Raw genomic sequence first — 23,297 nt, forward strand, 5'->3', positions numbered from 1 at the left:
CTGGTTCTCTTCTTGTAGTGGAGGCTGCCTACATGGCCCACGAGCTCTATACCCGTACCAATCAGAAAATCTACTTTGCCGGCCTGGCGCTCGAAGCCCTGGCTCGGGCCGAAGAGGGGCGGGCGATGAATGCCCAGGCGCTGGTCCAGGCGGGGCGCGAGTCGGTGCTGTTCCATCTCTACGGTGCCTTGCTGGGGCTATGCCACGAGATCGCCGGGTTCTACCGTCTGCCACAGGCCAGTGCTGCCCGGGTCGAGCAGATCCTTAATCGTGAGGTGCTGGACAGCATTGCCATTCCCGAACTGGCGGAACTGCTGGAGCTGGCGCAGAGTCCACAGACCTGGCTGGCGCAACTGTTGTCCGCTTACAACGAGCTGTTTCAACCGCCGCGAGCGCCGCACAAGCCCAAGGGGGACGTGACCCAGCCGCTGATTGTGGCGGTTAATCTGGACGAGCCGGAGCCGGCGCCGGAACTGAGTCGGGAAGAACTGGAGAGCTGGCGGCAGAATCTCAAGGCTCTGGCCATTCGTTTTCGAGATGGCTTGAACGAGTGTTGAGCCTGAGCGTCGCCTGATGGGCGGCGCCTTCAATTGATCAAGGAAGATGCATGTTGTTCTTCTTGCGTGACCAGGCGCTGGTACGCCTGCTGGGCGATTGCCAGATGCGAGTCATCAACGCTCAGTCCAATGCGGACCTGCTTGAGGTGCTTGACCGGCTGGAGGTATTCCCCGGCGGCCTGGCGTTCGATCATGCGCAGTCAATCACGCTTCTGGTGCTGGCGTTTGCTTCGCTTGCGGCTGCGTTGCTGATGGACGGCATGGGTGGGATGTTCTGGGTGTTTGTGGCTCTGTGTTTCTTCAGCTATCGGGTCAGCAAAGGTATCTCTGGGGTATCGACCGATCTGGCGGCGAGCATTACCCGCAAGTGCATGATGCTTGGCAATGACTTGAGGGAATTCGACAGTAGCGCCGACTGGCGCCTGAAGAGACTGGACAATGAGTTCACCGATTACCGTCGGGGCAGCGAGAGTGAGCGGCGCCGTATCCTGGACTCGCTCCAGGGAGTGTATCGAGGAGAGCGACATTCGCTGGCATTCGAGTATCACCAGCTTCGATATGTGATCTCCAGTTGGGAGCGCGGGGCCGGTGGAGACCTCAAGACGGTTTACACGAACTACCAGCGCTACAGTCTGGTGGTGGATTTTCCCTGGGTGAGAGAGATTGCACTTCGATCCAGCCCCCTGGAATTACAGCTGTCGGGTCAGCCCTTCAAGACCGATCGCGAGGATTTCAATCAGACCTTTGTGCTGCGCGGCAACGACCCGGCCTCTTGTGAACGCTTCGCCACGCCTGCGACGCTGGACCTGCTGCTGGAACTTTCGCGTCAGCTTCATGGGGTCAATCTGGAGTTCTCTGGCCAGGGACGGCTCTGCCTGAGCTTCAACAACGAAGACATCATGGCCCATGCCGATCCGGGGGCGTTGAGTGATCTGACGGTCTTTCGTGAGCGGATCGAGGCGGGCATCGAGTTGCCGAAGCTGTATCCGCTGTTGGGGTTGATAGAGCGACTGGCCTGGCAGCACGACGGTCATGCTGTTGCTGCTGTCGTCCCACAGGTTGTGGACTCCAGCGAATTGATCAAGGAAGAGTGATGCAGTTTCTCAAGCATGATGCCGAGCTGGTCCGGTTGTTGGCCACTTGCGACGCCGAGGTGGCGCGGGCCAGGACCAACGACGACCTGTTGCAGGTCATCGGCAGGCTCCAATCCTTCAAGGGCGGCTTGAAGTTCGATCATGCCCAGCCCCTGGTGCTGGTGATGCTGGCGATTGTTGCGGCGATCCCGGCCATGGCAGGCGTGGTGGTGATGTGGTTCATCGCGGCGTGTTTAGGCGTTGCCGGTCTGATCATCTGGATGAGTCGTAAAGCCGCTGTTGATGAGTTGCCTAAGAGGATCGCTCGTCGATGTTCATTCCTCAGTAATGGCCTTTCGGACCCGGGTGGAACAGCTGAAGAGCGTTTCACGCAACTGAGCGGCGAGTTCGAGGACTATGAGCGCGGTAACGACAGCCGCCGCATCGTGGACTCCGCCGGGGGAACCTACCAGGGTGCGCGCCATCAGTTGCCCTTTGTCTTTCACCACTTGCGTTATGTGAATTCCCACTACAAATCCAAATCCGATGGCGAAAGTGAACGGGTTTACGAGAGCTTCGATCGTTTCAGCCTGGTGGTGGATTTTCCCTGGGTCACGGGCGTGATGGTGTGCAGTGATCTGCCGAAGAAAAAGCGTACAAAGCGTAAAGTCTTCGAGACCACTTCTGATGACTTCAACAGAAACTTCATTTTTACCGGTGACAGTGAGCTGGCCTGTGCCAAGTTCGCGACCCCTACCACCCTGGCTTTTTTGCTGAGGCTGTGCCGGCGGCTGAAGAAGGTGAACCTGGAATTTTCCAATGAGGGGCGTCTGTGCCTGAGCTTCGATGACGCCGAGGTCATGGCCTATAAGGATCCTGGAACCTTCGAGGACTTATCGGGCTTCTACGCCAATATCAAGCAGGGGCTGGAGTTGCCGGGTCTGTTTCCGGTGCTGGCGCTGGTGCATGAACTGGCGGAATTGCATGACAACAATTTCGACCTTCCGATGAAGGTCGTTGATGAGATGGAGCAATAGGGTATGGAGTTGTTGTTGGTCATTGCGATCGCCTTGGGCGTTCTGGCCTATGTGCACTACAACAAGATCGTCAGCGCACACAACCGCGCCCAGCGGGCCTGGTCGGACGTGCTGACCTACCAGCGGCAGCGAATCAAGGTGCTGGATCTGCTGGAACCGCAAGTGGCCGGTTTTCAGGCGTATGAGAGCCAACTGCTGGAGAAGATCGTTGGCTTGCGTAGCGCCATTGGCAGCTTGCCATCTGCTGCCGATGGCGATGCGTTGAAGTCGGTCGACGAGGGCAGCAAAGCCCTGTTGGGGGGCTTGAACCTGGCGTTTGAGGCCTATCCGGATCTCAAGTCCGCCACCCTGTTGAGCAACCTGATGCGTGAGGTTGCCGAGCAGGAAGGCAATATCGGTGGAGCCATCACTCTGTTCAACCTGAATGTGGAGCATTTCAACAACTCCATTCAGATGTTCCCCGGTTCCTTGGTTAATCGGTTGAGCTTGAACAAGTCGCTGATCACGCCATTTTCCGACAGCCAGGCTTCGGCGGGTTTTGAATACAAGCCGAATTTCTGAGGCGGGCTGGCACGGTGTTTTGAAGGATGGAGTGCCGCATTTCTTGAAGGGAGCAGGGGCTCGTGCCTGTTGAGCAGCGCCACGTCTGGTGCAAGATCCTGAGCGGGGCGGGGGTGATGACTGATATAATCCCCGCCTTTCGTGGAGACCAGACCTTTATGCCAACGTCCTTTCTAGAAATTGTCGAGTTGCCAGACGGCCGTATTGAGCTGCGCAGAGCTGAGGACGAGGGTTCTCTGGTTACTTTGGATTTCTCCGAGGATGCCAAAGCCTTTTTGCAAGGTCAGCATGTCGAGGTGGCCAAGGCCATGTTGAGCGTCGGTGTGCAGATGGCCGGACGCCTGGTGGAGGGTGAAATCGACAAGGAAGACGGTCCGCGGGTTCTTCACTAAGCCCGTTTATCGGTTTTCTTCCGGTTGTTCGTCATATTTTTCTCGGCTTCTCAATCCTGGAGAAGCCTCGTGCTTTTCAAGCGCATTGTGTAGTGACTTCCCGGTGTTTATCCCAGGCGAATATTCAGGCTTTGCGCATCGCCCGTGCGTGCGGCGCTGATCAACTGTTGCCGTGCGCTAGTGCTCAATGGGTTCAGCCAACTGACCACTGTGTGGCTGCGCCCCAGGCGCAGGGCCTCGCAAGCCAGTTGCTGTGGGCTCTGAGAGCCTCGGGGGTGAAGCAGCAGGATGCGTTCGCGATTCAGGCCGGCATCCCGCAGCCAGCTTTGGGTCAGGCTTGAGGGTGGGGCGATCAAGGTCAGCCACCGGGCGTCCTGCTCCTGGCTCAACTCTCTGAGGATGGGTGCCAGGAGGTTCAGGCAGTTCCCGGCGGCGCCGCGTAACGACAGTTCGCTGAAAGCCTCTGGATCTTTATTCCAGGGCGACTCGGCCACTTCTTTGAGCGCAGGCGCCAATGGCTGGGCCAGGAACGCTTCAAACAACGGCAGTTGGGCTTGCTGTGGTGTATGGGGGAACTGCATGGAGCCTCCTTTAGCGGCGAATGACGCCGACACTCAAGCCTTCGATCACCAGCTCCTGATCTTTCAGGTTGACTTCGATGGGGGCGAAATCAGGGTTTTCGGCGATCAGCCAGACTTTGCTGCCTTCGCGCTTGAAGCGCTTGACCGTGACTTCATCGCCGATGCGTGCCACCACCACCTGGCCGTTGCGGGCCTCGCGGGTGGTATGCACTGCCAGCAGGTCACCGTCGAAGATGCCGATGTCCTTCATGCTCATGCCGTTGACCCGAAGCAGGTAGTCGGCGCGCGGATGGAAGAAGGTCGGGTTGATGTTGCAGGATTCTTCAATGTGCTGCTGGGCGAGGATGGGGGCGCCAGCGGCAACGCGGCCGATGATGGGCAGCGTGTCGTCGGGCTTGGCTTCGAAGCCCGGGATGCGGATGCCGCGAGAGGCTCCAGGGGTCATCTCGATGGCGCCTTTGCGGGCCAGGGCCTTGAGGTGTTCTTCGGCGGCGTTGGGCGACTTGAAACCCAGCTCCTGGGCGATCTCGGCGCGGGTGGGCGGATAGCCGTTGTCTTCAAGGCAGCGTTTGATAAAAGCCAGAATCTCAGCTTGGCGTGGCGTCAGTTTTAGCATGTCGATCGCTCTGTCTTTTTATACAGTGACTGGGATTATATACAGTGAACGTCGCTTGGCAATGCTCCATTTGCCGTGGTCAGCCGGGCGGTTGTCATTGCGGGGTAGCAATCCAGCACTCAAGGCTGGCTACAGACCGCGGCAGGTATGATTAAATAGCGCGCCGGACGGCCTTCGCAGGGGCGCGCGGACTTGACATTGATGAGCCTGAAACGTATGTTTCAAACAAGTGTTTGTCAGGCGGAGTAGCCATGGCCCAGTCGGAAACCGTTGAACGCATTCTCGATGCTGCCGAGCAGTTGTTCGCGGAAAAAGGTTTTGCCGAAACCTCGTTGCGGCTGATTACCAGCAAGGCCGGGGTCAACCTGGCAGCGGTCAACTATCATTTCGGTTCCAAAAAGGCCCTGATCCAGGCGGTGTTCTCGCGCTTCCTCGGGCCGTTCTGCGTCAGTCTCGATCGTGAACTGGAGCGGCGTCAGTCCAAGCCGGACAGCAAGCCGAGCCTGGAAGAACTACTGGAGATCTTGGTCGAGCAGGCGTTGGTGGTGCAGCCACGCAGCGGCAACGACCTGTCGATTTTCATGCGTTTGCTGGGGCTGGCTTTCAGCCAGAGCCAGGGGCATCTGCGGCGTTATCTGGAAGACATGTACGGCAAGGTGTTTCGCCGCTACATGCTACTGGTCAACGAGGCGGCGCCACGTATTCCGCCCATCGAATTGTTCTGGCGCGTGCATTTCATGCTGGGTGCCGCGGCGTTCAGCATGTCCGGAATCAAGGCGTTGCGGGCGATTGCCGAAACCGATTTCGGGGTCAACACCTCCATCGAACAGGTGATGCGCTTGATGGTGCCTTTCCTCGCCGCCGGCATGCGTGCCGAAACTGGCGTCACCGACGAAGCCATGGCCAGCGCCCAGCTCAAGCCGCGCAGCAAAACCGCTCCGGCAGCTGCCAAGGCGTGATCCCACGGGTGGGCGCGACTGCTTACATCCGCTAAGCTAGCCGCCCATGCCGATTCTCGTTTCATATCCCCGTGCCTTCCTTGTGCCGACGCTGCTTGCCCCGGCTGCATCCCTGTGGGTGTGGCCTCGTCGGCGTTGCCTGGAAGGCATCGTAGTGCTTAAGGAATTTCTATGACCGCTGGCCTGCAAGGCTCCTTGATGGTGGACGTCGCCGGTACCTGGCTGACGGCTGAAGATCGCCAACTCCTGCGTCAGCCGCAGGTGGGCGGGCTGATCATTTTTGCTCGGAATATCGAGCACCCACGCCAGGTGCGCGAACTGAGCGCGGCGATCCGGGCGATCCGCCCGGACCTGCTGCTGGCGGTGGATCAGGAAGGTGGCCGGGTGCAGCGATTGCGTCAGGGCTTTGTCCGTCTGCCGGCGATGCGTGCCCTGGCCGACAACCCGAATGCCGAGTACCTGGCCGAACAGTGTGGCTGGATCATGGCCACCGAGGTCCTGGCAGTGGGCCTGGACCTGAGCTTTGCCCCGGTCCTGGATCTGGATCACCAGCGCAGCGCGGTGGTGGGCAGCCGGGCTTTCGAGGGCGATCCGGAGCGCGCGGCGCTGTTGGCCGGTGCCTTTATCCGCGGCATGAACAGCGCCGGGATGGCGGCCACCGGCAAGCATTTCCCCGGGCATGGCTGGGCCGAGGCCGACTCCCATGTGGCGATTCCCAATGACGAGCGCAGCCTGGACGAGATCCGCGCCAAGGACCTGCTGCCGTTCGCCCGCTTGAGCAAGCAGTTGGCGGCAGTGATGCCGGCCCATGTGATCTATCCGCAGGTCGACTCGCAGCCGGCCGGTTTCTCCCGACGCTGGCTGCAGGACATCCTGCGTGGCGAGTTGCAGTTCGACGGGGTCATCTTCAGCGACGACCTGTCCATGGCCGGCGCCCATGTCGTCGGCGATGCGGCAAGCCGGATCGAGGCGGCCCTGGCGGCCGGTTGTGACATGGGGCTGGTGTGCAACGATCGCGCCGCGGCCGAGCTGGCCCTGAGCGCCGCCCAGCGCCTGAAGGTGCAGCCGTCGCCACGTCTGGCCCGGATGCGCGGCCAGGCGTTCGCCAATCTCGAATACAAGCAGGACCCGCGCTGGCTCGCGGCTCTTGAAGCGCTGAAGGCCGCGCAGTTGATCGATTGAGGTGGTATGGCACGGCACCGCATGTTGCCCGGTGCCCGTGCATTGACCGGCCTCAGCGGCCGGTTTTCTTGTCCGGCAAGGGCGCGAACAGGGCTTCGATGTCTTCGCTCTGCAGCTTCCAGTCGCCGGCCGTGCGCCCGTCCAGCACGCCTGCCGCCAGGTCCGATTTCTCCTGTTGCAGGTGCTGGATCTTCTCTTCCACAGTGCCGCGGGCGATCAGCTTGTAGACGAATACCGGCTTTTCCTGGCCAATGCGGTAGGCGCGATCGGTGGCCTGGCTCTCGGTCGCCGGGTTCCACCACGGATCGTAGTGGATCACGGTGTCGGCCTCGGTCAGGTTGAGGCCTACGCCGCCGGCCTTGAGGCTGATCAGGAAGATCTGCAGCTTGCCGCTCTGGAAATCCCGCACCGGCGTGCGCCGATCCCGGGTCTGGCCGGTGAGCAGGGCGTAGGCAACGTTGCGTCGTTTCAGTTCGGCCTCGATCAGGCTCAGCATCGAGGTGAACTGGGAAAACAGCAGAATGCGTCGACCTTCCTCAAACAGCTCCTCGAGCATCTCCATCAGGCTGTCCAGCTTGCCCGAGGAGCTGCCGCGCGCCGGTGGCGAGTCATTGACCAGGCGCAGGTCGCAGCACACCTGGCGCAGTTTGAGCAGGGCTTCGAGGATGATGATCTGGCTGCGGGCCACGCCCTTGCGGGTGATTTCGTCGCGGACTTTCTTGTCCATGGCCAGGCGCATGGTTTCGTAGACGTCCCGTTGCGCCTCGTTGAGTTCGACCCAGTGGATGATCTCGGTCTTGGGCGGCAGCTCAGTGGCCACTTGCTCCTTGGTGCGGCGCAGCAGGAAGGGTTTGATCCGACCGTTGAGGTGTTGCAGGCGCACGTCGCTGGCGTGCTTTTCGATCGGCACCCGGTAGTCGCGGTTGAAGCTCTTGGCATCGCCAAGCCAGCCCGGCAACAGGAAGTGAAACAGTGACCAGAGCTCCCCCAGATGGTTTTCCAAAGGCGTGCCGGACAGGCACAGGCGCTGCCGGGCATTGAGTTCGCGAGCGGCCTGGGCGGCCTTGCTCGACGGGTTCTTGATGTACTGCGCCTCATCGAGAATCAGCACGTGCAAGGGTTGCGCGGCCAGCAGTTCGACGTCCTTGGGCAGCAGCGCGTAGGTGGTCAGCAGCAGGTCGTAGTCGGCCAGTTGCGCGAAGTGTTTCTTGCGCCCCGCGCCATACAGCGCCAGAACCTTGAGTTGCGGGGTGAAGTGCGCCGCCTCGTCCAGCCAGTTGGGAATCAGGCTGGTGGGCATCACCACCATGCACGGCCGGTCCAGGCGCCCGGCATTCTTCTCGCTGAGGATGTGTGCCAGGGTCTGCAGGGTTTTGCCCAGGCCCATGTCATCGGCGAGGATGCCGCCCACTTCCAGTTGGCGCAGGGACTGCATCCAGCTCAAGCCTTCCTGCTGATAGGGGCGCAGGGTGGCATTCAACCCTTCTGGCACCGGCGCCGAGTAGTCCTTGATGTCGCGCAGGCGCTGGGCAAAGGTGCGGATATGCTCGCCACCTTCCCAGAGCAGCGGCAGGTCCTGCAGCGGGTTGAGGCGGGTGGCGTCGGCGCTGCTCAGGCGCAGGGTGGTTTCGCCGGGCTCTTGCAGGTAGAACTCCCCCAGAGTGGCCAGCACCGGCTTCAGGCGCCCATAGGGCAGCGCCACTTGCAGCGGGCCGTGCAAGGAGTTGGGGCGGTGGGGAATGTTCACCAGGATCAGCTCGTCGTCGCGGCGCTTGGCCAGGCGTTCAGGGTTGAGGATCTCGGTGTGGGAGCGCATCAGGTTGAGCAGGATCGGCAGCAGGCTCAGGCGTTCGCCATTGACGATGATCCCCAGTTCCAGGTCGAACCAGTCGCGCCCGGGGGCTTCGTCGACGCTGGCATACCAGTCGTCCACTGCGGTCAGGTCGAAGCCGAAGCCATCGTCGATCTGCAGTTCCCAGCCCTGGCTGCGCAGTTTGGGCAGTTCATTGAGGGTGAAGGTCAGCCAGGCGCTGTCGTTGACCATCTCGAACAGTTCGCCGGCGCTTTCCGGCAGGGCCTTGCTCTGCCGGGTGGCGATCTTGAAGCCCAGGCTGCGCAACTGTTCGCGCCAGCCTTGCTCCAGTTCTGGCTGGCGCTTGATGCGCAGGCTCTGGTGTTCCTGGCGGATGATCACATCGGCATTCTTCGGGCCGCTGACGTACTCGCCCCCGTAGTTGAACGACAGCGCGGCGCGGTGCTGGATGTAGCGCTGCATCTTGCCGTTGCGCGGTTCGAAGGCACTGAACTCGATGCTGGCCAGCCACAGGCGCGGTACTGGACGCACGTCCTCCAGCAGCACCTGGGGCAGGGCGGCGGGGCGACGGCTGTCGAGCACGGCAGAGAGTTTCTCCAGCAGCTCGGCGTCCTTGGCTGCCGCCGGGTAGGCCAGGGTTTCTTCCACTTGCAGCAAGACGGCGACCACATGTTTGCAGTTGCTGCGTACCGGGCAGGTGCAATGGGTGTCGATCAGCAGCAGGCTGCCCTTGCTCGACTCGCGCAAGTTGATGCTCTGTCGGTAGACATTGCCACTGGAACCCTCGCAACTGGCGGTGATAGCGCTGTCTGCGGCGCTGACGATGCGCACGCGCTTTTCCAGGGCATAACGCCGGCCGCGCTCCAAGGTTTGTTCCTTGAAGCGGTTGACCCAGGACGGGGCCAGGGGTTTGGTCAGGGGCGGGCTCATAGGGACTTCGATCAGTCCGGTATTTCAGTTGGAGCGGGGCGGGGTGCCGGTGCGGTGAGCGAGGTGATCTTGATCAGCAGGGCCAGATGGCCGTTGTCCAGGTAGTTGAGCTGGCCGTTCTTGGTGTGGCTCTGCTGTTTCAGGCGTTCGCTGCGGGTGACCAGGCCATTGCTGTCGATCTGGTTGATCCAGAAGTCCGCGTCGACATCGGTGAAGCGCCCGAGCTTGAGGTTCAGGGTGCCTTCGATGGGGAACTGGCCGAACTGTTCCGGACCGTCGCTGAGGGCCACCTTGACCGGGGTTTCCCCCAGGGTCTGCTGCCAGGCCTTGTGCAGCAGCACGCTGTAGTTGCCACTGGCGTTGAGCTTGTCGACGATCCCGCCCAGGGCGGGCGTGCGCTGGCTGTCGGGGCTCAGGTGTTGAGCGCCGGCGGCCCAGTCTTCGGGAGCGGCGCGGCTGAGGATCTGCGGCTCGGCGTTCTGCCGGACAAGGATCATTTCCACCTGATACAGGTCGTCGGCAAACGCCATGGGCGCGACCAGGGTCAGGAGCAGGGTCAGGGAGCGGAACAGGCGCATGGGGCGTCCTTCAAGCAGTTTTCGGGGTGAGGCGTTCAAACAGTGCCTCCAATGTATTAAAGCGCTCTTCCGGGCGCTCCATCGGCACCATGAACTTGAACAGGGTTGCGCCTTCGAATTTGTAGCGTTTGGGTTGGCTCTGGATCAGCTTGATCAGCGCCAAGGGGTCTACCGGAGTGTCCGCGGCGAATTCGATACGCCCGCCTTGCGGGCCGCCATCGACCTTCTTGATCCCCAGGGTCTCGGCCTGGAGCTTCAGCAGGGTCAGGCGGATCAGGTTCTTGGTCGGCTCGGGCAGCAGGCCGAAGCGGTCGATCATTTCCACCTGCAGGTCCTTCAGGCCGTCTTCGTCGGTGGCGGAGGCGATGCGCTTGTAGAGAATCAGGCGCGCGTGCACATCCGGCAGGTAGTCCTCGGGAATCAGCGCCGGCAGGCGCAGGTTGATTTCCGGCCCGCCGCCCAGGGGCTGGTCGAGGTTCGGCTGTTCGCCCTTGCGGATGGCTTTTACCGCGCGCTCGAGCATCTCCATATAAAGGGTGAAGCCCACCGCCTGGATCTGCCCGCTCTGGCCGTCGCCCAGCAGTTCGCCGGCGCCGCGGATCTCCAAGTCGTTGGTGGCCAGGACAAAGCCGGCCCCCAGGTCCTGGGTATTGGCGATGGCTTCCAGGCGCTTTTCCGCGTCCGGGGTGATCTGCTGGCGCGGTGGCGTCAAGAGGTACGCGTAGGCCTGGTGGTGGCTGCGTCCGACCCGGCCGCGCAACTGGTGCAGTTGGGCCAGGCCGAACTTGTCGGCGCGCTCGATGATGATGGTGTTGGCGCTGGGCACGTCGATCCCGGTCTCGATGATGGTCGAGGCGATCAGCACGTTGAAGCGCTTGTGGTAGAAGTCGCTCATCACCTGTTCGAGTTCGCGTTCGCGCATCTGCCCGTGGCCGATGCCGATCCGGGCTTCGGGCACCAGTTCGGCCAGCTCGGCGGCGCATTTCTCGATGGTCTTCACGTCGTTGTGCAGGTAGTACACCTGGCCGCCACGCAGCAGTTCGCGCAGCAGGGCCTCTTTGACCGTGCTCTTGTTCTGCTCCATGACGAAGGTCCGCACCGACAGGCGGCGGGCCGGCGGGGTGGCGATGATCGACAGGTCGCGCATGCCCGAGACTGCCATGTTCAGGGTCCGCGGGATCGGCGTGGCGGTCAGGGTGAGGATGTCGACTTCGCTGCGCAGGGCCTTGAGCTGTTCTTTCTGGCGCACGCCGAAACGGTGTTCTTCGTCGATGATCACCAGCCCCAGGTTCTTGATCTTCACATCGTCCTGCAACAGCTTGTGGGTGCCGATGACGATGTCGATCTTGCCTTCGGCCAGGTCCGCCACCGCGGCGTTCACTTCCTTGGCCGACTTGAAGCGGCTCATCACTTCCACGGTCACCGGCCAGTCGGCGAAGCGGTCGCGGAAGCTGTTGTAGTGCTGTTGGGCGAGCAGGGTGGTGGGCACCAGGATCGCCACCTGCTTGCCGCCGTGGACCGCAATGAACGCGGCGCGCATGGCCACTTCGGTCTTGCCGAAGCCGACGTCGCCGCACACCAGGCGGTCCATCGGCTTGCCCGAGAGCATGTCCTCGCGCACCGCTTCGATGGTGCTCTGCTGGTCCGGGGTTTCCTCGAAGGGGAAGCCGGCGCTGAAGGTGGCGTAGTCGGCCTTCGGATCGGCGAACGCGTAGCCTTCGCGGGCGGCGCGGCGGGCATAGATGTCCAGCAGCTCGGCGGCCACATCGCGGACTTGCTCGGCGGCCTTGCGCTTGGCTTTCTGCCAGGCTTCCGAGCCCAGGCGGTGCAACGGCGCCAGGGCGTCGTCGCTGCCGGTGTAGCGGGCGATCAGGTGCAGGTTGGCCACGGGCACGTAGAGCTTGGCGCCCTCGGCGTACTCCAGGGTCAGGAACTCGGCGGCCTGGTTGTCGATCTCCAGGGTCGCCAGGCCCAGGTAGCGGCCGACACCGTGGTCGATGTGCACCACCGGCGCGCCTTCACGCAGCTCGGTGAGGTTCTTGATCACTGCATCGTTATTGGCGTCGGCGCGTTTTTCCCGACGCCGGCGCTGCATCACCCGCTGGCCGAACAGTGGGCTCTCGGCCACCAGGGCCAGGGCTGGATCGTCCAGCACCAGGCCTTCGTCCAGGGGCGCGATGGTGATCGCCAGGCGTTCCTTGCTGGCGACGAAGTCCGGCCAGCTGTCGACGGTCTTGGGGCGCAGCTTGAGGCGTTCCAGCAACTCCAGCAGCACTTCCCGGCGGCCGGCGGATTCGGCGGTGAACAGCACCCGGCCGGGGAACTCGTCGAGGAAGCCCGAGAGCGCCGCCAGCGGCTGGTTGGCCTTGGCTTCGATGGCCAGGTTGGGCAGTTCGTGGGCCGGAAAGCGCTCGCGACCGACGCCGGTTTCGATGTCCTGCTGGCTGGCCACCACCCGTGGCCAGTTCTTCAGGCGGGCGAAGCAGTCTTCTACCGGCAGGAACAGTTCGGCCGGCGGCAGGAGCGGGCGCGAAGGGTCGACGCGGCGTTCTTCGTAACGGTTGCGTACATCGTTCCAGAAGTTTTCCGCGGCCTGTTCGATGCCCGGCAGGGAGAACACCTGGGTGTCCTGGGGCAGGTAGTCGAACAGGGTCGAGGTCTCTTCGAAGAACAGCGGCAGGTAGTACTCGATACCGGCCGGGGTAATCCCGCTGCTCAGGTCCTGGAAGATCGGGCAGCGGCGGAAGTCCACGTCGAAGCGTTCGCGAAAGCGTGCCTTGAAACGGGTTACCGCTTCTTTCTGCAGGGGGAATTCCTTGGCCGGCAGCAGGCGCACCGAGTCGACCTTGTCGATGGAGCGCTGGTTCTCCGGGTCGAAGGTGCGCAGGGTTTCGATTTCGTCGTCGAACAGATCGATGCGGTACGGCAGCTTGCTGCCCATGGGGAACAGGTCGATCAGCGCGCCGCGCACGGTGAATTCGCCGTGCTCGTAGACCGTGTCGACGTAGCGGTAGCCGCTGGCCTCCAGACGCGTGCGCATCTGTTCCACATCGAGCTTCTGGCCGACATCCAGCACCAGGCTGCTGCCCAGCAGGAACTGGGTTGGCGCCAGGCGATGCAGGGCGGTGGTGATCGGCACCACCAGCACGCCGTGCTCCAGCTCCGGCAGCCGGTAGAGGCTGGCGATGCGCTGGGAAATGATGTCCTGGTGCGGCGAGAACAGGTCGTAGGGCAGGGTTTCCCAATCGGGGAAATGCAGCACCGGCAAGTCCGGGGCGAAGAAGCTCAGCTCCTGTTCCAGCCGGTCAGCGCTTTGGCTGTCGGCGGTCAGCAGGAGGGTAAAGCGCTTGGCAGCGCTGGCGGCTTCGGCGATGGCCAGGCTCAGGGCGGCACCGGGCAGGTTGCCCCAATGCTGTTTACCGGCGGCGGCGGGGAGTAGCGGTAGACGCAGGACGGGCACGGACGGTCAAGCTCCAAGCGTTGCGACGAAAGTCGGTAATTGTAACGGCCCCGGGTGGCCACTGTCAGTGGCTGATGCGTCTATTACGCCGGTCCGGGCAAATGTAGTGGCTATGACAACAAAATGTGCTTTTTGGGCGCAAATGTAGTGCCGAATCCGGCTGGTGTTACGGAGGGTTACAGACAGCCTGTAGAGCTGTCCAAAAAATTGACGCTGCTGGAAGCCGCGGTTTTACTGGCCTCCAGCACAGTGGTGTTTTTTTGCAAGGGCTTTTTGTTACGTTCCGCACGACAGGCGCGCATTGCTACGACAAGAACAGGGCGGCATAATGTAGCCCCTTTTTTCTGCCCCTACATGTGGAAGGTTCCCGTGACTCAGAAGCCCGACCAGTGTCTTGGTGAATGGATCGACCGTGAAGCACTCGCAGAAGCGATGATTCCGCTTATCGGTCAGCTCTACCGCAATAACAATGTGGTGAGCTCGATCTATGGCCGCAGCCTGATCAACCAGTCTGTCATCGCGATTCTCAAGGCTCATCGCTTTGCTCGCCATCGCTCCTCCGACGACAGCGAACTCTCCGTCCACGAAACATTCCCACTGCTCAAGGCCATGAGCGAGCTCAAGCTCGGCGCGGCTTCGGTAGACCTGGGCAAGTTGGCGTTCAAATTCCGCAACGAAGGCAATGGCCGCAGCGCCGAGCAGTTCGTGCGTGAAGAAATGGCTGACGTGGTTGGCCAGCAAAACGCTTCGGCCCGCAAAGGCACTGACGTTGTCCTGTACGGCTTCGGTCGTATCGGCCGCCTGCTGGCGCGCATCCTGATCGAGAAAACCGGTGGCGGCGACGGCCTGCGCCTGCGGGCCATCGTGGTGCGCAAAGGCGCCGAAAACGACCTGACCAAGCGCGCCAGCCTGCTGCGTCGCGACTCGGTACACGGTTCGTTCAACGGCACCATCACCATCGACGAAGAAAACAACACCATCACTGCCAACGGCAACCTGATCCAGGTGATCTACGCGAAGAACCCGACCGAGGTGGACTACACCCAGTACGGGATCAAGAACGCGCTGCTGGTGGACAACACTGGTGTATGGCGTGACGCCGACGGCCTGGGCCAGCACCTGGCCTGCCCGGGTATCGACCGCGTGGTTCTGACTGCGCCTGGCAAAGGCAAGCTGAAGAACATCGTTCACGGTATCAACCACAACGAAATCACCGCTGAAGACAAGATCGTGTCCGCCGCTTCCTGCACCACCAACGCCATCGTGCCGGTGCTCAAGGCTGTGAATGACAAGTTCGGCATCATCAACGGTCACGTCGAAACCGTTCACTCGTACACCAACGACCAGAACCTGATCGACAACTTCCACAAGGGCGATCGCCGTGGCCGTAGCGCCGCGCTGAACATGGTCATCACCGAAACCGGTGCTGCCACTGCTGCTGCCAAGGCCCTGCCTGAGCTGGCCGGCAAGCTGACCGGCAACGCGATCCGCGTTCCAACGCCAAACGTGTCGATGGCCATTCTCAACCTGAACCTTGAGAAAGCCGCCACCCGTGAAGAGATGAACGAGTACCTGCGCTACATGGCGCTGCACTCCGACCTGCACAAGCAGATCGACTTCGTCAATTCGCAGGAAGTGGTCTCCACCGACTTCGTCGGTTCGCGCCACGCCGGTGTGGTCGACGCTGAAGCCACCATCGTTCAGGACAACCGCGTTGTTCTGTATGTCTGGTACGACAACGAGTTCGGTTACAGCTGCCAGGTCGTGCGCGTGATGGAAGACATGGCCGGGGTCAACCCGCCAGCGTTCCCACGCTAAGCGATAGCTGAAACAAAAACGCCCCGACTCGTCGGGCGTTTTTGTTTGTGGCTTTCGCCGGTCAGCCGGGGCGGCACCGGCTTGCCGGCGACGCTTTGTCTCAGGCGCCGCCAGCCGCCTGCGCGGTACGCAGTTCGTGGCGGTTGCCACGGAATAGCACCAGGGTGGCGATCAGTCCCAGCACCGCCGCGCCGCTGAGCCAGATGCCCGGAGCTGCCTGGTTGCCCAGGACGTGGATCAGGTAGGTACAGGCCGCCGGGGTGAAGCCGCCGAAGGTTGCGGTCGCCAGGCTGTAGGCCAGGGAGAAGCCCGTGGTGCGCACTTCCACCGGCATGATCTCGGTCAGGGCCACCACCATGGCGCCGTTATACGAGCCATAGAGGAAGGACAGCCACAGCTCGACGATCAGCAGGTGACTGAAGCTGGGGTTGGCCACCAGCCAGGACAGCGCCGGGTAAGCGGTGAAGATTGCCAGGATGGTCGCGCCCAGCAGCAGCGGCTTGCGCCCGACCTTGTCCGACAGCGCGCCCATCACCGGCAGCCAGAAGAAGTTCGACAGGCCGATGCACACGGTCACCAGCAGGGCGTCGAAATCCGACAGGTGCAGCTCGGCTTTGCCGAAGGTCGGGGTGTAGGCGGTGATCAGGTAGAAGGACACGGTGGTCATGACCACCAGGGCCATGCCGGCGATGACGATCCCGAAGTTCTGACCGATGGAGCGGACGATCTCCTGCAGCGAAGGGCGATGCTTGCGGGCCTGGAACTCCGGGGTTTCCTCCAGGGAGCGGCGGATGATGAAGATCGCCGGAACAATCATGCAGCCCACCAGGAACGGCACGCGCCAGCCCCAGTCACCCATCTGCTCGGGGCTCAGCCAGTGGTTCAGGCCCACACCCAGCAAGCCGGCGAACACCACCGCCGCCTGTTGGCTGGCCGACTGCCAGCTGACGAAGAAGCCCTTGCGGCCCGGAGTGGAGATTTCGGCCAGGTACACCGATACCCCACCCAGTTCGACGCCCGCGGAGAAGCCTTGCAGCAGCCGGCCCAGTAACACCAGCAGGGGCGCGGCCACGCCGAGGGTGGCGTAGCCCGGCACGCAGGCGATCAGCACGGTGCCTGCGGCCATCAGCGCCAGGGTGATGATCAGGCCCTGGCGACGACCGTGGCGGTCAATGTAGGCGCCGAGGAAGATCGCCCCCAGGGGGCGCATCAGGAAGCCGGCGCCGAAGGTGGCCAGGGACAGCATCAGCGAGGCGAAGGCACTGTCGGCAGGGAAGAAGGTCTTGGCGATTGCCGTGGCGTAGAAGCCGTAGACCATGAAGTCGAACATCTCGAGGAAGTTGCCGCTGACAACGCGAAAGATCGCCTTGCCTTTGCCCGTGGTCGTGGACATTTTTTTCACTCACTTTGGCTGTCTTGTTAGCAATCCCTGGTCGTTATGCGTCCCTTACTGCAAAGTCGGGGCACGAGGCTGCACGCTGAACAGTTTTGTAACGATATGTGTATGAAGGCTGTCAGGCAACTAAATCTCTTGGTTGGGCCGCGAAGGCTCTGGAACGGGGTTCTGGCCGTGAGCAAGACGGGGCTCCGGGTGGGTGGGCGGCCGTCGTCTGTCACATAATGGCGTTTTGCATCGTGACGTGGCCCTGCGGGGCACTTGATTGGGAGAGTGGATTGTGTGGGCAAGCCATTTCTGGCGGGGCGCCGGGTTGTGGGCGGCGACAGCGCTGTTGGCCGGTTGTGGGGGCGAGCGCGTGGAGAGTGTTTCCGGGCCGACCATGGGCAGTACCTATTCGGTGCAGTATGTGCGGCACGCCAATGGCCCGACGGCGTCTCGGGTCAAGAGCGAAGTCGAGGGCATTCTCGCCGAGGTCGATCGGCAGATGTCCACCTATCGCGCTGACTCGGATATCGAGCGCTTCAACGATTTGCCGGCCAACAGCTGTCAGCCGATGCCCGAGCCGGTACTGCGGTTGGTGCGTGTGGGGGAGCAGTTGTCTCGTGACAGTGATGGCGCCTTTGATCTGACCGTGGAGCCGCTGCTCAATCTCTGGGGCTTTGGTCCCCAGGGACGCGAGGAGAAGGTGCCGAGCGCCCCGGCGCTGGCGCAAGTGCGGCAGCGGGTCGGGCATGGCCACCTGCATATCGACGCTTGGCAGTTGTGCAAGGACGCGGCAGTGGAGGTGGATTTCAACAGCATCGCCGCCGGCTATGCCGTGGATCGTATTGCTGCCCGGCTGGTGCAATTGGGGGTCGACAGTTTCCTGGCTGAGGCCACCGGCGAACTCAAGGCGGTGGGGCGCAAGCCGGACGGCTCACCTTGGCGCGTCGCCCTGGAAGAGCCCCGGGATGACCGGCAAGTGGCCCAGCGGGTGTTGGCGCTGGATGGTTATGGTGTATCCACCTCCGGCGACTACCGTAACTACTTCGAGCAGGATGGGCGGCGCTACTCCCACACCTTCGACGCGCGAATTGGCAGGCCCATAAACCACAGGCTGGCGTCGGTGACGGTGATTCATCCTTCGGCGCTCATGGCCGATGGTCTGTCGACGCTGTTGCTGATTCTCGGTCCCGAGGCCGGTTGGGAGTACGCGGAAAAACATCGGATCGCCGCATTTTTTGTGATGCGTGCCGATACAGGCTTCGTCACACGCAGCAACCCGGCCTTCGATGCGTTGTCGGCGGGGGCAAAACAATAAACCGGCACGCTTCACGAACGCTGTAGTGCAGGCAAAAGTAGCCTACGACGCGACCAAGGGTTAATGTGCGCGGCGTTGACGCTTCTATAGACTGTGCCCGGGTTCGTAACCGAGCCAAATTGATCCTTCATGCCGCTGGCCGCGGCATGATTTAGCCGGAGATGCCAGAAGGGCATCTCGGCCTGTTCTGAGGAGTACGCATGGCTGTCTACAACTACGACGTAGTGGTGCTGGGCTCGGGCCCCGCTGGAGAAGGTGCGGCGATGAACGCCGCGAAAGCAGGACGCAAAGTGGCGATGGTCGATAGCCGTCGCCAGGTCGGCGGCAACTGCACCCACCTGGGTACCATTCCGTCCAAGGCCCTGCGTCACTCGGTCCGGCAGATCATGCAGTTCAACACCAACCCGATGTTCCGGGCCATCGGCGAGCCGCGCTGGTTCTCCTTCCCGGACGTGCTCAAGAGCGCCGAGAAGGTCATCTCCAAGCAAGTGGCTTCGCGCACCGGCTACTACGCTCGCAACCGGGTCGACGTGTTCTTCGGCACTGGCAGCTTCGCCGACGAGCAGACCGTGGAAGTGGTCTGCGCCAACGGCGTGGTGGAAAAGCTGGTCGCCAAGCACATCATCATCGCCACCGGCTCGCGCCCCTATCGCCCGGCGGACATCGATTTCAGCCACCCGCGTATCTACGATAGCGACACCATCCTCAGCCTCGGCCATACCCCGCGCAAACTCATCGTCTACGGCGCTGGGGTCATCGGCTGCGAATACGCCTCGATCTTCAGTGGTCTGGGGGTGCTGGTGGAGCTGGTGGACAACCGTGGCCAGTTGCTGAGCTTCCTGGACTCGGAGATTTCCCAGGCCCTGAGCTACCACTTCAGCAACAACAACATCACCGTGCGTCACAACGAGGAATACGACCGGGTTGAAGGCGTCGACAACGGGGTGATCCTGCACTTGAAATCCGGCAAGAAGATCAAGGCCGACGCCTTGCTCTGGTGCAACGGCCGGACCGGCAACACCGACAAGCTGGGCATGGAGAACATCGGGGTCAAGGTCAACAGCCGCGGCCAGATCGAGGTCGACGAGAACTACCGTACCTGCGTACCGAACATCTACGGTGCCGGTGACGTGATCGGCTGGCCAAGCCTGGCCAGTGCCGCCCATGACCAGGGTCGCTCCGCCGCCGGCAGCATTGTCGACAATGGCAGCTGGCGCTTCGTCAACGACGTGCCGACCGGGATCTACACCATTCCGGAGATCAGCTCGATCGGCAAGAACGAGCAGGAACTGACCCAGGCCAAGGTGCCCTATGAAGTGGGCAAGGCGTTCTTCAAGGGCATGGCCCGCGCGCAGATCGCCGGCGAGCCGCAAGGCATGCTGAAGATTCTGTTCCACCGGGAAACCCTGGAAGTCCTCGGCGTGCACTGCTTCGGCTACCAGGCTTCGGAGATCGTCCACATCGGCCAGGCGATCATGAGTCAGCCGGGTGAGCACAACACCCTGAAGTACTTCGTCAACACCACCTTCAACTACCCGACCATGGCCGAAGCCTATCGGGTAGCGGCATACGACGGCCTCAACCGGCTTTTTTGAGCGGCTCCGGCCGGTGGCCTGAGCCGGCCGGGGAGACCGATTTCAGTAATTCTCGAGAGTGGCGCTGGCCAAACCGGGAAAGTCTGTAATCAGGCTATCTACGCCGAAGTCGGCGAGCCTGCGCATCAGCGCGGGCTCGTTGACCGTCCACACCGACACATGCAGGCCCTGACGCTGCGCCCTTTGCAGTCGCTCCGGGGTGCACAGGGTCCAGTTCAGCGCAAGAATCTCGCAGCCGTAGCTCTGGGCGACCTTCAACGGGTCGAGCCAGGCGTACTCGGCGACCAGTCCGCGAGACAGGTCCGGGGTCAGTTCGACCGCCGCTTTCAGCACTTCCCGCGAGCTTGAGGTCACGGTGACCTTGTCCAGCAGGCCGAAGCGTTGGGCCATTTCCCGAATCGCCAGCACCGTCGTAGCGGCGCGGGTGCGTGAGGCGCTCTTGACTTCCAGCTGCCAGTGCTCGAAGTCGCATTTCTCGAACAGCTCTTCAAGGCGTGGAATGGGGCAGGGGCTGACCCAGCCCGGGCCGCCCTTGCGCGCGTCGTAGGTCACCAGCTCGGCGGCGGAATGCTCCACCACCTTGCCGCGCCGGTCGGTGGTGCGCTTGAGGGTCGGGTCGTGAATCACCATCAACTCGCCGTCCATGGACAGGTGCAGGTCGAGCTCGCAACGGCGCACGCCGTGCTTGAGACATTCCTGAAAGCTGGTCAGGGTGTTTTCCGGTGCTTCGCCTTTAGCGCCGCGATGGCCATAGATCAGGGTCACAATTGCTCCTTCACGGATGTTGTTTCACAAGAGGTGGGGCGGGCGTGTTGCTCAACCGGCGGCGGGGTCGCTCTGCTCCCGGGCCTGGCGGCGTTGCTGGGCCTGTTTTTGCAGGATATAGCGTGCCAGCAGCTGGCGTTGGGCGTCGGTCAATGCTTCGAATTCGGTGCCGATCTCGAAGGTACCGAAACTCTGGGGCTCGCAGTGGATGACCTTGGCCCGCAGCAGCAGGCCCAGGGCCTGGGGCATCAGCAGCAGTTTCACGGCCAGGTGGCTGCCCTTGGCGTAGCTCAGGTGGTGGTTGAACTCGATGCCACCCTCGGAAAGGATCACCCGCTGTGGTTCGCCGAACTTGCCGAATACGGTCTGCGCCACCACTTGGCTGAGCAGGTCGATGCGTTTGTTCATGGCCTTGAGGTAGCTGGCCAGGGTGCGATCCCGCTCGCTGACCTGGCGCAGCAGGTGCTGGGATTCGAATTCGCTCAGGTGCAGTTCGCTGAGCAGATTGAACAGCGGGGACTCATCCTGCAACACTTCCTTGCTCGCCGCGTCGTGGGCGGACAAGGGGCTAATTTCCAGTGCGATCGCGTCCTCGATACGGTAGTATTCGCGGCGATCTTCTTCATCTAATGTCGACATGGCGAACCCATGGTAGAGGCAGTGGTCTGAGTGTAAAGCTGCTTACCAGGCCCCGCCACAAGGACGTCTTCTTTTCCTCTGCACAAGCCCCGACATGTTCAGACCTCTGTTTGCTTTTATCGGCACGCGTTATACCCGTGCAAAGCGTCGCAATCATTTTGTGTCATTCATTTCCCTGACCTCGATGATCGGACTCGCCCTTGGCGTGATCGTGATGATCGTGGTGCTGTCGGTGATGAACGGCTTCGATCATGAAATGCGCACCCGCGTGCTGGGCATGGTGCCCCACGCCACCATCGAGTCCGGCGAGCCCATCAGCGACTGGCAAAGCCTGGCCGACAAGGTCAGGCAGAACCCGAAAGTGCTGGCAGTGGCGCCATTCACTCAGATGCAGGGGCTGCTGACCAACAACGGCCAGGTGCAGAAAGTGCTGCTCAATGCCATCGACCCCGCGCAGGAACGGCAGGTGTCGATCATCGACCACTTCATGCAGCAGGGGCAGCTGGATGCGCTGGCGCCCGGCAGTTTCGGCATCGTCATCGGCGACAAGGCGGCCGCCAAGCTGGGCGTCGGCCTCGGCGACAAGCTGACCTTCGTCGCGCCGGAAGTTACGGTGACCCCGGCCGGCATGTTCCCGCGCATGAAGCGCTTCACCGTGGTGGGCATCTTCCACGTCGGCGCGGGCGAGATCGACGGCTACCTGGGCCTGACCAACCTGGAAGACCTGGGCCGCCTGCACCGCTGGAAGCCGGATCAGGTCCAGGGCCTGCGGCTGAAGTTCGACGACCTGTTCCAGGCCCCGCGCACCGCTTGGGAAATTGCCCAGCAGCTGGGGGAGAACCATTTCTACGCCCGCGACTGGACCCGTACCCACGGCAACCTGTACCAGGCCATCCGCATGGAAAAAGCCATGATCGGCCTGTTGTTGCTGCTGATCGTCGCGGTGGCCGCGTTCAACATCATCTCGACCCTGGTGATGGTGGTGAACGACAAGAAGGGCGACATCGCCATCCTCCGTACCCTGGGTGCCACTCCGGGCACCATCATGGCGATCTTCATGGTCCAGGGCACGGTGATCGGCGTGGTCGGCACCCTGATCGGCGCGGTGCTGGGGATGCTCGCAGCGTTGAATGTCAGTGCCGCGATCTCCGCCCTCGAAGGCCTGATTGGCCATAAATTCCTGAATGCCGACGTGTACTTCATCGACTACCTGCCGTCGCAACTGATGGCCGAGGACGTGTTGATGGTCTGCGGCGCGGCATTGGTCCTGAGTTTCCTCGCCACCCTGTATCCAGCCTGGCGTGCGGCGCGCACCCAGCCTGCAGAGGCGCTACGTTATGAGTGAGTTGGGCATGAGTGAAAAAGCAATCCTGAGCTGCCGTGACCTGGGCAAGTCCTACGAGGAAGGCCCGGAATCGGTGGTGGTCCTGTCCGGCCTGCAACTGGAACTGCATCCGGGGGAGCGAGTGGCCATCGTCGGTACGTCCGGCTCCGGCAAGAGTACCTTGCTCAACTTGCTGGGCGGCCTGGATACGCCGTCCAAGGGCAGCGTCTGGCTGGCTGGCGAGGAGCTCTCGGCCCTGGGCGAGAAGGCTCGCGGTCAGTTGCGCAATCGCGCCCTGGGCTTCGTCTACCAGTTCCACCACCTGTTGCCGGAGTTCACCGCGCTGGAGAACGTCTGCATGCCGCTGCTGATCGGCCGGACACCGATTCCCGAAGCTCGTCAGCGTGCGACCGCGCTGCTGGAGCGGGTCGGCCTTGGCCATCGCCTGGAACACAAACCGGCCGAACTGTCCGGCGGCGAGCGCCAGCGGGTGGCCATTGCCCGGGCCCTGGTGAACAAGCCGGGGCTGGTGATGCTCGACGAGCCCACCGGCAACCTCGACTCGCACACCGCCCAGGGGATTCAGGACTTGATGCTGGAACTCAGCACGTCGATGCGTACCGCCTTCCTGGTGGTGACCCACGACATGAACCTGGCCCGGCAGATGGACCGCGTCCTGCACCTGCAAGAAGGTCACCTGGTCGCCATCTGATGCGGC

Annotated in this window: 20 protein-coding genes; 12 read left to right on the forward strand and 8 right to left on the reverse strand. The window is 62.3% G+C overall.

Features of this window, described 5'->3' with window-relative positions; translation table 11 throughout:
- Positions 1-32: 32 nt before the first annotated feature.
- The 5 genes from POS17_RS09730 (at position 33) to POS17_RS09750 (ending at position 3,620) form a co-directional block, all read left to right on the forward strand.
- Entirely contained in the window at positions 33-557 is a 525-nt protein-coding gene (locus tag POS17_RS09730) for a DUF6586 family protein (protein WP_060838352.1), read from the forward strand.
- 50 nt (positions 558-607) lie between these two features.
- On the forward strand, positions 608-1,651 hold the full coding sequence (locus tag POS17_RS09735) for a hypothetical protein (protein ID WP_060838353.1): 1,044 nt from the start codon (positions 608-610) through the stop codon (positions 1,649-1,651).
- Positions 1,651-2,667, forward strand: coding sequence for a hypothetical protein (locus POS17_RS09740; RefSeq protein ID WP_060838354.1), 1,017 nt, complete (start codon positions 1,651-1,653; stop codon positions 2,665-2,667). The genes POS17_RS09735 and POS17_RS09740 overlap by 1 nt, the downstream gene beginning before the upstream one ends.
- Before the next feature lie 3 nt (positions 2,668-2,670).
- Positions 2,671-3,228: a LemA family protein gene (locus POS17_RS09745; protein ID WP_060838355.1), complete on the forward strand. Its 558-nt coding sequence runs from the start codon at positions 2,671-2,673 to the stop codon at positions 3,226-3,228.
- A 158-nt stretch (positions 3,229-3,386) separates the two neighbouring features.
- Positions 3,387-3,620, forward strand: coding sequence for a hypothetical protein (locus POS17_RS09750; protein ID WP_011060267.1), 234 nt, complete (start codon positions 3,387-3,389; stop codon positions 3,618-3,620).
- Between the two features lie 107 nt (positions 3,621-3,727).
- Here POS17_RS09750 and sulA read toward each other — a convergent pair whose 3' ends face one another.
- Positions 3,728-4,201, reverse strand: coding sequence for an SOS-induced cell division inhibitor SulA (sulA, locus tag POS17_RS09755; RefSeq protein WP_060838356.1), 474 nt, complete (start codon positions 4,199-4,201; stop codon positions 3,728-3,730).
- Positions 4,202-4,211: 10 nt separating this feature from the next.
- Positions 4,212-4,817, reverse strand: coding sequence for a transcriptional repressor LexA (gene lexA / locus POS17_RS09760; protein WP_060838357.1), 606 nt, complete (start codon positions 4,815-4,817; stop codon positions 4,212-4,214).
- 251 nt (positions 4,818-5,068) lie between these two features.
- On the opposite strand from lexA, the gene POS17_RS09765 reads away from it, so the two are divergent.
- Both POS17_RS09765 and nagZ read left to right on the forward strand, forming a co-directional pair.
- Complete coding sequence (locus POS17_RS09765; protein ID WP_060838358.1) at positions 5,069-5,776, forward strand: TetR/AcrR family transcriptional regulator; 708 nt, start codon at positions 5,069-5,071, stop codon at positions 5,774-5,776.
- A 183-nt stretch (positions 5,777-5,959) separates the two neighbouring features.
- Positions 5,960-6,958: a beta-N-acetylhexosaminidase gene (gene nagZ, locus POS17_RS09770; protein WP_173655934.1), complete on the forward strand. Its 999-nt coding sequence runs from the start codon at positions 5,960-5,962 to the stop codon at positions 6,956-6,958.
- A 52-nt stretch (positions 6,959-7,010) separates the two neighbouring features.
- Here the strand turns inward: nagZ and POS17_RS09775 are convergent, their stop codons facing one another.
- The 3 genes from POS17_RS09775 to mfd are packed head-to-tail and all read right to left on the reverse strand — an operon-like array spanning position 7,011 to position 13,739.
- Complete coding sequence (locus POS17_RS09775) at positions 7,011-9,701, reverse strand: DEAD/DEAH box helicase (RefSeq protein ID WP_060838360.1); 2,691 nt, start codon at positions 9,699-9,701, stop codon at positions 7,011-7,013.
- Positions 9,702-9,712: 11 nt separating this feature from the next.
- Positions 9,713-10,279, reverse strand: coding sequence for a CsiV family protein (locus POS17_RS09780; RefSeq protein WP_060838361.1), 567 nt, complete (start codon positions 10,277-10,279; stop codon positions 9,713-9,715).
- 10 nt (positions 10,280-10,289) lie between these two features.
- Positions 10,290-13,739, reverse strand: a complete 3,450-nt coding sequence (gene mfd, locus POS17_RS09785) for a transcription-repair coupling factor (protein WP_016967096.1) — start codon at positions 13,737-13,739, stop codon at positions 10,290-10,292.
- 354 nt (positions 13,740-14,093) lie between these two features.
- On the opposite strand from mfd, the gene POS17_RS09790 reads away from it, so the two are divergent.
- Positions 14,094-15,557, forward strand: coding sequence for a glyceraldehyde-3-phosphate dehydrogenase (locus POS17_RS09790; protein ID WP_016967095.1), 1,464 nt, complete (start codon positions 14,094-14,096; stop codon positions 15,555-15,557).
- 100 nt (positions 15,558-15,657) lie between these two features.
- Here POS17_RS09790 and POS17_RS09795 read toward each other — a convergent pair whose 3' ends face one another.
- Entirely contained in the window at positions 15,658-16,950 is a 1,293-nt protein-coding gene (locus POS17_RS09795) for an MFS transporter (protein ID WP_060838362.1), read from the reverse strand.
- A gap of 385 nt (positions 16,951-17,335) precedes the next feature.
- Here POS17_RS09795 and POS17_RS09800 point away from each other — a divergent pair, with 385 nt between their 5' ends.
- Together POS17_RS09800 and sthA are read left to right on the forward strand one after the other, a co-directional pair.
- Positions 17,336-18,256 (forward strand): FAD:protein FMN transferase, encoded by a 921-nt coding sequence (locus POS17_RS09800; RefSeq protein WP_173655935.1) that lies wholly within the window; start codon positions 17,336-17,338, stop codon positions 18,254-18,256.
- Between the two features lie 200 nt (positions 18,257-18,456).
- Positions 18,457-19,851 carry a Si-specific NAD(P)(+) transhydrogenase gene (gene sthA, locus POS17_RS09805; protein WP_016967736.1) on the forward strand — a complete coding sequence of 465 codons (1,395 nt, stop codon included), beginning with the start codon at positions 18,457-18,459 and terminating at the stop codon, positions 19,849-19,851.
- A 42-nt stretch (positions 19,852-19,893) separates the two neighbouring features.
- Here sthA and POS17_RS09810 read toward each other — a convergent pair whose 3' ends face one another.
- On the reverse strand, positions 19,894-20,616 hold the full coding sequence (locus tag POS17_RS09810; protein WP_016967735.1) for a glycerophosphodiester phosphodiesterase: 723 nt from the start codon (positions 20,614-20,616) through the stop codon (positions 19,894-19,896).
- 51 nt (positions 20,617-20,667) lie between these two features.
- Complete coding sequence (locus POS17_RS09815) at positions 20,668-21,255, reverse strand: PilZ domain-containing protein (protein ID WP_060838364.1); 588 nt, start codon at positions 21,253-21,255, stop codon at positions 20,668-20,670.
- Between the two features lie 94 nt (positions 21,256-21,349).
- Between POS17_RS09815 and POS17_RS09820 the strand changes: the two genes are divergently transcribed.
- A complete protein-coding gene (locus POS17_RS09820; RefSeq protein WP_060838365.1) occupies positions 21,350-22,600 on the forward strand; it encodes a lipoprotein-releasing ABC transporter permease subunit in 1,251 nt (416 codons plus the stop codon).
- 7 nt (positions 22,601-22,607) lie between these two features.
- A complete protein-coding gene (gene lolD / locus POS17_RS09825) occupies positions 22,608-23,291 on the forward strand; it encodes a lipoprotein-releasing ABC transporter ATP-binding protein LolD (protein WP_015634822.1) in 684 nt (227 codons plus the stop codon).
- Positions 23,292-23,297: the final 6 nt, after the last annotated feature.

Origin of the sequence: Pseudomonas sp. Os17, from assembly GCF_001547895.1 — a bacterium.
Classification (GTDB): Bacteria; Pseudomonadota; Gammaproteobacteria; order Pseudomonadales; family Pseudomonadaceae; genus Aquipseudomonas.